Origin of the sequence: Enterococcus sp. DIV0970a (assembly GCF_051711265.1) — a bacterium.
In the GTDB taxonomy this organism is placed as follows: Bacteria; Bacillota; Bacilli; order Lactobacillales; family Enterococcaceae; genus Enterococcus_D; species Enterococcus_D casseliflavus.
Genome location: NZ_JBIOMF010000001.1, coordinates 1,921,062 through 1,932,070, shown reverse-complemented (window position 1 = coordinate 1,932,070; position 11,009 = coordinate 1,921,062). Strand labels below are relative to the sequence as shown.

Annotated in this window: 10 protein-coding genes; 5 read left to right on the top strand and 5 right to left on the bottom strand. The window is 42.4% G+C overall.

Features of this window, described 5'->3' with window-relative positions; all coding sequences use genetic code 11:
* The 3 genes from IGK14_RS09285 to IGK14_RS09275 are packed head-to-tail and all read right to left on the bottom strand — an operon-like array spanning position 1 to position 3,369.
* Positions 1 to 1,155, bottom strand: a complete 1,155-nt coding sequence (locus IGK14_RS09285) for a pyridoxal phosphate-dependent aminotransferase (protein WP_010749633.1) — start codon at positions 1,153 to 1,155, stop codon at positions 1 to 3.
* Positions 1,156 to 1,172: 17 nt separating this feature from the next.
* Positions 1,173 to 1,895 carry an amino acid ABC transporter ATP-binding protein gene (locus IGK14_RS09280; protein WP_005230134.1) on the bottom strand — a complete coding sequence of 241 codons (723 nt, stop codon included), beginning with the start codon at positions 1,893 to 1,895 and terminating at the stop codon, positions 1,173 to 1,175.
* The gene (locus IGK14_RS09275) at positions 1,888 to 3,369 is read right to left on the bottom strand and encodes an ABC transporter substrate-binding protein/permease (protein WP_010749634.1); all 1,482 of its coding nucleotides are present in this window, start codon (positions 3,367 to 3,369) and stop codon (positions 1,888 to 1,890) included. Before IGK14_RS09275 ends, IGK14_RS09280 begins: the two co-directional genes overlap by 8 nt.
* Before the next feature lie 393 nt (positions 3,370 to 3,762).
* Here IGK14_RS09275 and IGK14_RS09270 point away from each other — a divergent pair, with 393 nt between their 5' ends.
* The 5 genes from IGK14_RS09270 (at position 3,763) to IGK14_RS09250 (ending at position 8,733) form a co-directional block, all read left to right on the top strand.
* Positions 3,763 to 4,425, top strand: a complete 663-nt coding sequence (locus IGK14_RS09270) for a 2,3-bisphosphoglycerate-dependent phosphoglycerate mutase (RefSeq protein WP_010749635.1) — start codon at positions 3,763 to 3,765, stop codon at positions 4,423 to 4,425.
* Between the two features lie 103 nt (positions 4,426 to 4,528).
* Complete coding sequence (locus IGK14_RS09265; RefSeq protein WP_005230142.1) at positions 4,529 to 4,795, top strand: ACT domain-containing protein; 267 nt, start codon at positions 4,529 to 4,531, stop codon at positions 4,793 to 4,795.
* Between the two features lie 8 nt (positions 4,796 to 4,803).
* Positions 4,804 to 6,153 (top strand): PFL family protein, encoded by a 1,350-nt coding sequence (locus tag IGK14_RS09260; RefSeq protein WP_005230144.1) that lies wholly within the window; start codon positions 4,804 to 4,806, stop codon positions 6,151 to 6,153.
* A 140-nt stretch (positions 6,154 to 6,293) separates the two neighbouring features.
* Positions 6,294 to 7,886, top strand: a complete 1,593-nt coding sequence (locus tag IGK14_RS09255) for a TPM domain-containing protein (protein WP_154694504.1) — start codon at positions 6,294 to 6,296, stop codon at positions 7,884 to 7,886.
* Between the two features lie 229 nt (positions 7,887 to 8,115).
* Positions 8,116 to 8,733 (top strand): HAD-IA family hydrolase, encoded by a 618-nt coding sequence (locus tag IGK14_RS09250; protein ID WP_010749637.1) that lies wholly within the window; start codon positions 8,116 to 8,118, stop codon positions 8,731 to 8,733.
* Positions 8,734 to 8,805: 72 nt separating this feature from the next.
* On the opposite strand, the gene IGK14_RS09245 is transcribed toward IGK14_RS09250, so the two are convergent.
* Positions 8,806 to 10,248, bottom strand: coding sequence for a sensor histidine kinase (locus IGK14_RS09245; protein ID WP_034695912.1), 1,443 nt, complete (start codon positions 10,246 to 10,248; stop codon positions 8,806 to 8,808).
* Positions 10,238 to 10,906 (bottom strand): response regulator transcription factor, encoded by a 669-nt coding sequence (locus IGK14_RS09240; RefSeq protein WP_270792552.1) that lies wholly within the window; start codon positions 10,904 to 10,906, stop codon positions 10,238 to 10,240. The genes IGK14_RS09245 and IGK14_RS09240 overlap by 11 nt, the downstream gene beginning before the upstream one ends.
* Positions 10,907 to 11,009 lie beyond the last annotated feature (103 nt).

The following is an 11,009-nucleotide window of genomic DNA, read 5'->3' as shown; positions in this document are numbered from 1 at the left end:
TTAGTCAAATGAGCACGCGGCAATGCGGTCGAAAGCTTCTTTCAACAAGTCCAACGATTGGGTGGCAGCTAAGCGAACATAGCCATCGCCGGTTGTTTCTCCAAAGGCTTTCCCAGGGATCATCAGCACACTGGTTTCCTTTAATAATTTCTCGACAAAGCTGACAGAGTCCAACCCCGTTTGTTCAATGTTGATGAAGGCATACATGCTTCCTTTGACTGGGGATAAGGAAAGGAAGGGAATCTCAGCAACCCGTTGTTCAATGTAAGTCAGTCGTTCCTTAAAGACAGCAACCACTTGCGGCACGAGGGTATCATAGTGATTCAATGCATAAATACCTGCCCGTTGTGAAGGAGTTGGTGCCGAATAGGCGATCGCCTCATTGATCAGTTTTGCCGTAAGATTGATCGATTCAGGTGCGATCATGTAACCGATCCGCCAGCCTGTCATGGCAAAGGCTTTTGAGAAACTGCTGAATGTGATGGTGTTCTCAGGTGCGAAGGCTGCCATCGGTACAAAGGTATCATCAAAGCAAAAGGCTTCATAGACTTCATCCGAGAGGATCAGCAAGTCATGGTCAATGGCAACTGCTGCGATTTTTTCAAAAGTTTCTGGAGAAAAAACAGCACCAGTAGGATTGTTTGGTGAATTGATGATGATCGCCCGAGTTTTCTCAGTGATAGCGGCTTTTAAGACCTCGACGTCGATTTGAAAGCCATCTTTTTCAAAGGTCGGAATAAAGACTGGCACACCACAGACTAGTTCGACTTGTTGTTTGTAAGGCGAAAAGTATGGTTCGTGAATAATCACTTCATCACCAGGATCAATGATGGCAGCCAAAGCTAAGTACATGCCATGCAATGCACCGACAGTTCCTCGTACTTGACTAGGAGAAAAAGTAAGCTGGTATTGCTTTTGGTAAAAATCAACGACAGTTTGGATAAAATCAGCACTGCCGTCTGAAGCGGTGTATTTTGTATGACCTGCTTTGACGTCAGCAAAAGCTGCTTCAATGATTGTCGCATCTGTAATCAAATCAGGATCACCAATCGACAAATCAATCAGATTTGGGGTTTTCTTTGCAAGAGTGGCGATATCCATTAAAAGGTTTTCTTCTGGTTGTAAAAAACGTTCTGCAATCAACGGACGGTTCATTTTGTCATCTCCAATTTCTATAAAACTTTGCTTAAAAAGTCCTGTGTCCGCGCATTTTGCGGATGCTCAAAGATTTGTTCTGGTGTTCCTTGTTCTTGAATGATACCGTCAGCCATAAAGATGACACGATCGGCAACTTCTTTTGCGAAGCCCATTTCGTGGGTAACGACGACCATCGTCATGCCTTTTTCTGCTAAAGCTTGCATGACTGTCAACACTTCTCCAACCATTTCTGGGTCCAATGCTGAGGTTGGTTCGTCAAAGAGCATTACATCAGGATCCATTGCCAATGCTCTAGCAATAGCCACCCGTTGCTGCTGCCCGCCAGAAAGGCTAGAGGGGTAACTATCCGCTTTTTCAGCTAAGCCAACTTGCTCCAGCAATCCTTTCGCTGTCTCTTCGGCAGCAGCTTGCTCTTGCTGTTTGACTTTGATCGGGCTGATAGTCAGATTTTCTAACACCGTTTTATGAGGGAATAAATTGAAGCTTTGAAAGACCATTCCCATTTTTTGACGAATCTGATCGATTTTCACCCCTTTTGCCAATAAATCATTGCCTTCGAAGGTGATTTTCCCACCAGTCGGCTGTTCAAGAAGATTCAAGCAGCGTAAGAAAGTACTTTTCCCACTTCCTGAGGGTCCGATGATCACAACGACTTCACCAGGTGTCACTTCAAGATCGATTTCTTTTAAGACGGTATTCTCGCCAAATGTTTTCACTAATTTTTCGACTTTAATCACTAGTTTTCATTCTCCTTTCAGCAACACCCAATAGACGTGAGAGGGCGAAGGTCAATACAAAGTAGATCAATGATACGATAACGTATGGTAAAAACGGTTTGAAGCTGGCCCCTTGAACGACGCCTGTTTGGAAAATCAGTTCAGACACACCGATCACCGATACGACCGAAGACTCTTTGATGACCGTGACAAATTCATTTCCTAGAGCAGGCAAGATGTTTTTGATGGCTTGCGGGAAAATGATGAAGCGCATCGCTTGGATCTGATTCATGCCTAATGAACGAGCGGCTTCCAGCTGTCCTTTATTGACGGCATTGATCCCAGCACGGATGATTTCTGCCACATAGGCGGCACTGTTTAGTGCTAAGGCAATACAGCCAGCAGCTAATTTCGAAAGCTCTAAGCCTAACACGCCTGTTCCAAAGTATACAATAAATATTTGTACTAACAAAGGTGTTCCCCGAACATATTCAATATAGACAGCGGCAATGACTTTCAATGCTTTTGATTTAGAAAGCTTCATAAAGGCTAACAAGCTGCCACCGATAGAGCCGAATAATACCCCAACCAAGGCTAGGAAGATCGTATAGCCAGTTCCAGTGATGTAAAAAGGCAGATATTTTTCCCAAAAGCTTTGCTCTTCATCGATCGTGCCATCTTCAGTAAACATCAAACGATAGGCATCTTCTTTGTATTGGCTTAGAAGATCATTACTAATGATAGTTTCGATAGAGGAATTGAGTTTTTCCAATAAAACTGGCGCTTCTTTCGAGATGGCGATGGCGGTTTCCTTCACGCCGTTTTCAAACGTGACATTTTCGGCTAATGCCAAGGTATCATTCGCCGTCACATAAGCTTCGGCGACGGGACCTTCCATCACGATCGCATCGATCTTGCGTGATTTTAGATTGGTGATCAAATCAGGCACCCTTTGCAAAGAGGTGACGGTGGAGCCAGTCAATTCTGTATTGGCCAGCTCTTCTTGTGTGGTTTGTCGTTGTGCACCGACAGCTACACCATCAAAATCAGCCGTCGATTGGAAACGATCCGCGTCTTCTGCTCGAACCAGAACAGTTTGTTGGACTTCCATATAGGTGTCAGTGAAATTGACTTCTTTACGGCGCTCATCCGTAGCAGCCATCCCAGAGATGACGACATCGATTTTGCCCGTTTTTAAAGCCCCTAACAGCGCGTCGAACCCAAGCTCCTCAATCTTCAGGTCGACCCCTAAGTCATCTGCAATTTTTTGGGCAATCGAGATATCGATCCCCACGATTTCATTTTTTCCGTCAACATTGGCACGGAATTCATATGGTGCATAATCGGCAGATAAACCCACGACCAATACTCCATTTTCTTTGACTTTTTCATAGATCGGATCGGTTTCTTCTGCATGTGCTTGTCCGACAAAGAAAAACGGCAGCAACGCTGTGATGATCCCTAATAAAACAGTACCTTTACTAAACCTTTTCATGTAAACGCCCCTTTAACTTTTTCTGCGCATCTATTAAAAATGCAAATAATAACTAATAAATGTATAAAAATACATATAAGTGATAGAAACTATCATAGCATAACATCAGTTGAAGTCAATAAGTCAGAGAAAAAAAGTCAAAAATTGTTGTAGAGCGTAAAACCATTTATTCAAATTATTTGCAATCCAACCAAGAGCAATGTGAAGAAGGCACAGCGTCTTTTTTCTAAACATATATATTCGATCTTTCACTTTGAAAATAACCGATAATAAAGAAATGTGACCACACTGAATGAACAAATGGAAAATGGTCTCAGAAGAAGCCAAAAAAAACGAAACATAAGACATTTTTTTGATTTCTTGCGATAATAAAAGTGAAGAGGAGGCGGTAGGATGAAGGTCGTATTGATTCGACACGGAGAAAGTGAAGCAAATTTCGAAAATTATTGGACAGGATGGCTGGATGTTTCGCTGACCGAGAAAGGCCGGCAGCAAGCTTGGGCTGCGGGGGAACAGATCAAAGCATTGGGGATTTCCTTTGATTTTGCCTTTGCATCTGTGCTGCAGCGAACGATCATCACTTGCGATGCCGTTCTGGAAGCCAGCGATCAGCTTTGGGTCCCTGTGAAAAAAACATGGCGCCTAAATGAACGTCATTATGGCCAATTAGTAGGGGTCAATAAAGATGAGATGGTGGCAAAGTATGGAAAAGAACAGGTTCAAAAATGGCGACGTGGATATGATGAACCGCCTTTATATGTGGAGGAAAATGATTTAGACCGACGCTATGATTCTTTAGACCCTCGCTTGATACCTAAGGGAGAAAATCTGGGGATGGTGGTGGCGCGAGTAGTCCCATTTTGGCAAGACCAGGTGGTTCCGTTACTTAAAGATCATAAGAATATTCTCATTACTGGTCATGGGAACAGCTTGCGGGCGTTAGTCAAATACTTGGAAGACGTGCCAAAAGATGCCATGGATACGATCGATATTCCTAACGCACAGCCGATCATTTATGAGTTTGATAGCCAAGCAAATAGGATTGAACGGGCGTAATAACGAACATTTAAAGAATAAACCACAATTTCGTTTGATGTTACATCGAAAATGTGGTTTTGTTGTGCTATAATAAGAAAAATTTTATGAAAGGCGGGAGGATATGAAAGCCGTATTAACCGTTATTGGAAAAGACAAGGTTGGGATCATTGCTGGTGTTAGCCAGAAATTAGCAGAATTAGAAATCAATATTTTAGATGTGTCCCAAACAATCATGGAAGATTACTTCACGATGATGATGCTTTTAAACATGGATGCCAATCAGGATTTTGATGGTGTTCGTGAGGAGCTTCACCAAATTGGTCGTACATTAGGTGTAAAAATCAGCATTCAAAATCAAGAGATTTTTGATACCATGCACAAATTATAGGAGGCACTATGGAGACAAATCAAATACTTGAAACCATTCGCATGGTGGAAGAAGAAAACTTAGATATTCGTACCATCACTATGGGGATCTCATTATTGGATTGTATTGACGCCGACATTGATCGTACCTGTGAGAAAATTTTTCAAAAAATTACAACAAAAGCGAAAGATCTTGTCAAAGTCGGCGAAGAGATCGAAAGTGAATATGGCATTCCGATTATTAACAAGCGGATTTCGGTTACCCCTGTAGCGATCGTAGTGGCAGCTTGCCAGCCGACACCCGCAGACTGTATCAAAGTTGCGAAGACCTTGGATCGAGCGGCGCAAGAAGTCGGAGTAAATTTCATCGGCGGCTATAGCGCACTAGTAGAAAAAGGCTATCAAGGCGGCGACCTTGCATTGATCGAATCGATTCCAGAAGCCTTGGCTCAAACCAATTTTGTCTGTTCGTCGGTCAATATTGGATCAACGAAAGCTGGGATCAACATGGATGCAGTACGTCTGATGGGAGAAACAGTCAAGAAGACGGCTGAGGCATCAGATATGGGCTGTGCGAAGCTCGTCGTCTTTGCGAATGCAGTGGAAGACAATCCCTTTATGGCGGGGGCTTTTCACGGGGTCGGTGAAGCTGATGTGGAAATCAACGTTGGTGTCAGCGGACCTGGTGTCGTCAAACGTGCCTTGGAAAAAGTCAAAGGCGAGTCCTTTGATGTTGTGGCGGAAACAGTCAAAAAAACAGCTTTCAAGATCACGCGGATGGGGCAATTGGTCGGGCGCGTGGCTTCCGAGCGCTTGGGCGTTCCATTCGGGATCGTCGATCTTTCGCTGGCGCCAACTCCTGCAGTCGGCGATAGTGTGGCATTGATTTTAGAAGAAATGGGTCTAGAATCTGTCGGTACCCACGGAACGACAGCGGCTTTGGCCTTGTTAAATGATGCAGTAAAAAAAGGCGGCGTAATGGCATGTAACCATGTTGGGGGTCTGTCGGGTGCCTTTATCCCCGTTTCTGAAGACGCAGGGATGATCAAGGCTGTAGAAGCTGGTTTATTGAATTTAGAAAAACTTGAAGCCATGACGGCGATCTGTTCTGTCGGTTTGGATATGATTGCGATTCCAGGAGATACTTCTGCTGAGACGATCGCCGCAATGATTGCGGATGAAGCAGCGATCGGCGTCATCAACCACAAGACGACAGCTGTCCGAATCATTCCAGCGAAAGACAAAAAAATCGGCGACCGCATTGAGTTTGGTGGATTATTAGGGACGGCACCAGTGATGAAAACCAATCCTGCACAGTCTACTGATTTCATTTTACGTGGGGGACGTATTCCCGCTCCGATCCATTCATTCAAAAATTAATTTGTACTCCTTTACTAGGAAAATATGATAAAATGACCTTTAAAAGACCGACCAAAATGCTGTCTTTTAAAGGTTTTTTAGTCATGTAACTATTTTTTTCATGCTTAAGGCGGATGTTTTATCATTTGAAATCGAATACAATGAAAGATAACACGATGAAAAGGGGTGGTAAAATGAAGAAAATCTTCCAACTTGGGATGTTGGTTTTTGTTGGTTTGATGGGATTTTTTGTCCTTCAACCATCAATTGCCTTTGGACAGACATTTGTTCGTGATGATGCCGGGGTCCTTTCACAAGAGACGATCAAACAAATCGATACTTTGAATAAAGAGGGCTTTCAATCATTGACTGGAGCACCAGAATATGCTGTGATCACGATCCCTTCTTTAGATGGGCAATCGATTGAAGAGCGTAATTTGGAACTGTTCAATGAGTATGGTTTAGGAAATCCAGAGGACAATAATGGACTATTGTTTCTCTTTGCCATTGACGATCGTGAATTTCGTCTGGGTTATGGCGATGGACTATCCTATGTCTTCAGTGAGCTATCGGAAGATGATTTAGTGGATGAAGATGCCAAAGACGCATTACGAGATGAAGATTATGATACAGCGATATTGGCAGCTTCTAATGAAGTCTATCAGCGAATGAAAGAAGCGGATGAAACGATTGGTTTAGGGACGATTTATCAAGATGGCAATCAAATGTTAGCAGAAAAACAGGCACAAGAAGCAGAAGCCACTAAGCAAATGTGGTTCACTATTGGAAAAATCGTCAGTGGTGTCGTAGCGGCAGCAGCTGCAGGCCTTGTCGGGTTCATCAGTTTTCGCCATCTTAAAACCAAACGGCGATTTGAAGAGCACCTGCCGTTGCCGAAACATCTGTTAGAAGATAGTCACTTCCAACAGAAAGATTTCTTGAAATGGGCTAGCAATAGAAAGAACTATCAGCGTTACCATCAGTATCAGACAGCAAAAGATTGTCAACAAGCATTTACGCAGTATGTGACGAGTACTTACGTGCCAGCGAAATTGAGCTCGATCACCGGATTGTCGACTGCGGATAAACGAGTTATCCAACATGCCTTGACGAATCCAGCAATTGGATCTTATTTTTCAAACTTGCTGATGAAGAAACAAACCACGGTCAAACATTTCGGTCAGGTGATCCTTACACAACATGACACCTTAAAAACCTATGAAGCCCAATTAGACAGGGAAGTGTCTGAACGGATGGCAGACTATGATTTATCTGATGCGGTGTTACTTGAGAATTTGCCTTTAGCAGATGCGTATCGAGCAGAAATAGCTAAGCAAGCCAAAGAAGAGATCAGAAGACGCAATGAGCAGGGGCGTTATTTAGCTCAACTTGTGACGGAAAAAGCGACCTATCCCGAGATGGTACAAGCCATTCCGAAAGAAGTTTCTAATGTTATAGCGGAAGTGAAAACAGATGCCTTGTTCCAAGTTGACTTGAAACAGGTTTATCAAAATCACCCAGATTTAGCAAACAAATTATCCTCATTTGATGCTTCTGATCGAGCAGCAGTTTTAAATAATGCTCGCCAAGAGTATGACCCGCATGGGATGAATATGGCGTTGTTCTTTGTGATGATGAATAATCACGTGTCCCATCAAGAACAAGTCATTGCCGATACACAAAGTTCTTCGAATGATTTTGGCGGTTTTAGCGGAGGAAGTAGCAGCGGTGGCGGTGTTTCTGGTAGCTGGTAATTATTTCAAATGCTTTTTTAGTAAAGATGAACGTTCATTAACCTGTAACATATTCCTTTGTATTTAGGTTTGTGCAAATGGAATTGTTACAAGGTTAATGGCTTTTTTCTTGTGGAGGAAATCCCTTGATAAATAAGACAAACCAAACAAAGTGTGGTAAACTTTTTAGAGTTACAGAAAATGAATGGAACTTTCATTCATTTGAAAAAGGGAGAAAACGAGGGATATCATGTACCAATCTTACATATGGGATTTTGACGGAACACTTTACGACAGCTACCCAATCATGTTAAAAGCTTTTATTAAGACATTGAAGGAGTATGGCTTCGATCCAGATCCAGCGGAGATTTATTATATATTGAAAGATTCATCTTCCAAAAAAGTTGCTGAAAAATACAACTTAGATTTTCAAGAGTTCACTAAAGCATTCAAAGCAAATGAAGCGCTGGATGATCGTTTGCCGCTTTCCTTTGTAGGAACCAAAGAAACATTAGAAGCCGTGGTTGCTGCTGGTGGCAAGAACTACATTTTGACCCACCGCGATGTCGTTTCAACAAAAGAGCTGTTAGAAAAAGAACAGATGGCAGACCTGATCGTTGAGATCGTAGGACCGGAAAACAACTTTCCCCGTAAACCTGATCCAACTTCATTGATTTATCTTGTCGAAAAATATCATTTAGACAAAGAGCAGACCGTCATGATCGGCGATCGTACGATGGATGTTTTTGCAGGACAAGGAGCAGGTGTCAAGACGATATTTTATGATATAGAAGGTATCTTAAAAGATGTATCCGCCGACCATACCGTCCAATCCATGGCTGAAATACAAGAAATCATTAAGTCTTGAGAAATCAAGGCTTTTTTTGTGCAAAGAAAGTAAGACATTCATTACTTATGATGAACGGTATAAACGTGGTTCTCATTGGTCTCCTAGTCTCGGCACAACAAACCAAAAAGAAGTCACGCCATTTTTCGACTCAGCGCCATAATCGAAGGCGTGAGAAGTCAAAATGGTTTTCACGATCGCTAAGCCGATGCCGGTTCCTTCTTTATGTCCTGCTTGATGTTGGACGCGTTGGTATCTTTCCCAAATGAGTTCGAGTTGTTCTGGAGGGATATCTTTTCCGGGATTGATGACAGCAACTTTTGTTCTTGTAGATGTATTCGTTAATTTGATCAAAAGACGCTCGTTTTTAGGTGTATGGTTGATGCCATTGTTTATCAAATTACGCAAAACCTGTTCCATTTTGATGCGATCAAAAAGAGCAATTCCATTCTTACGATCTGCTTCAAAATCGACAGTGATGTCATATTGATTGGCGATCCCTCTTGCGTAGGCAACGACGGAGGAAACCACCTCGTATGTATTCCAGATTTCATTTTTAAGTTGTGTATAGCCTGCTTGCATGATAGAGAAATCCATGATGTCATCAACCATGGCACTCATACGGTGGGCTTCGCTGATAATTAGTTCCATATGTTCTTTTCGAAGGCGTTCGTCACTTCCAGAAACATCACGTACCATCTCCCCATAACCCGTGATCAACGCGAGGGGGGAACGTAGTTCATGAGAAACATTGGCAATCACTTCTTTTCGCAACACGTCTACTCGCTGAAGTTCTGTGCTTAAGTCCGCAACAGATTCAGAAAGTGTACCTAATTCATCGCCACGGTTTAGTTTGGGTACGGAATAAAGCTCTCCGTTGGTTAAGCGGATGATGGCTTCTTTGATGGTTTTGATCGGGCGAATAAAATGCTGTGCTAAAAAAAAGGAGATCGTTGACGCAAAAATAGTTAATATGCTGGTGAATAGAAAGAGTTGCTGTCGATTTAAGCTTTGAAGCGCTTCGATTTGAGTGATCGTATTGGAGAGCAAAAGGGCAGCTGGGCGTTGGAAAAGAGTGGTAGGAACGCCAATAAGAATGGCAGAAGACTTTTCAAAGTCTTCTACAGCACTCAGGCTCTCACCATCAAGGACAGTTGGTGCATGAGATAACAACCAATTGTATTCGTTGCTCAACCCATCTATGTTTAATTGTTGGCCATTGTTAAATGCCGCCAAAATTTCGCCATCCTCGTCGACTAAGAAAAGAGTCCCAACGATCGTTTTACTGAGGAAAAGTAATGGCTCTTCTGGTAAGTCATCTGGATCTACTGCCATTTCTTCAATAGCGGCAGCTGTTTCCTGAACTGTATCTAAAAGTGATTCTTTCGTTACATTGATATAATTTGGTTCAAAGAGCAAAATTTGAACAGTCCACAAAAAAGCGATACCAATGATTACTAGCAACATATTGGCGGACCAAAGCCGCACGAGTAATTTACTTTTGATGTAAGTAAAACCTAACCGACTAGTCTTCATAATCAAATTTATACCCAACTCCCCAAACCGTTTGGATCAACTCTCGGTAATCCCCTAGACGCTCTCGCAAGGACTTGAAGTGTGTATCCACTGTTCTGGTATCTCCGAAATAATCAAAGCCCCAGACACCTTCTAAAATTGATTCTCGGCTCAAAGCGATATGATTATTTTTCGTCAAATAGACCAGCAGATCGAATTCTTTTGGTGTAAGCGGCAGAGGTTTCCCTTTGATCGTTACAGTATGAGAAAAAACATTGACTTCGAGATCACCAAAAACGATCTTTTCGAACTGAAACTGACTGCTTCGTTTCAACACAGCTTTGATGCGAGCCATCAGCTCTTTAGGGCTAAATGGCTTGGCAATGTAATCATCGGCACCAAGATTGAAGCCAAAGAGTTTGTCATACTCTTCCTTTCGAGCGGTAATCATAATGACTGGCGTGTTACAGCTGCCTCTGATTTCCGAAAGCGTCTGAAAGCCATCTTTTCCCGGCATCATGACATCTAGGAGGATCAAATCGAATGAATGATTGGTTAATTTTTCCAATGTTTCTTTTCCATCCGCTGCCTCAAAACATAGATACCCTTCGATCTCCGCATAAGTTTTCACCAGGGCACGCATATGGGTGTCATCATCGACAATCAATATTTTTTGCAATTTTATTCACATCCTTAAAAATAATTTATATTTTTTAAAGTATATCACAGCATAATCGCTGAATTAATAAGAAAATGACTCTTTGAAAAATAATTGTTCTTTC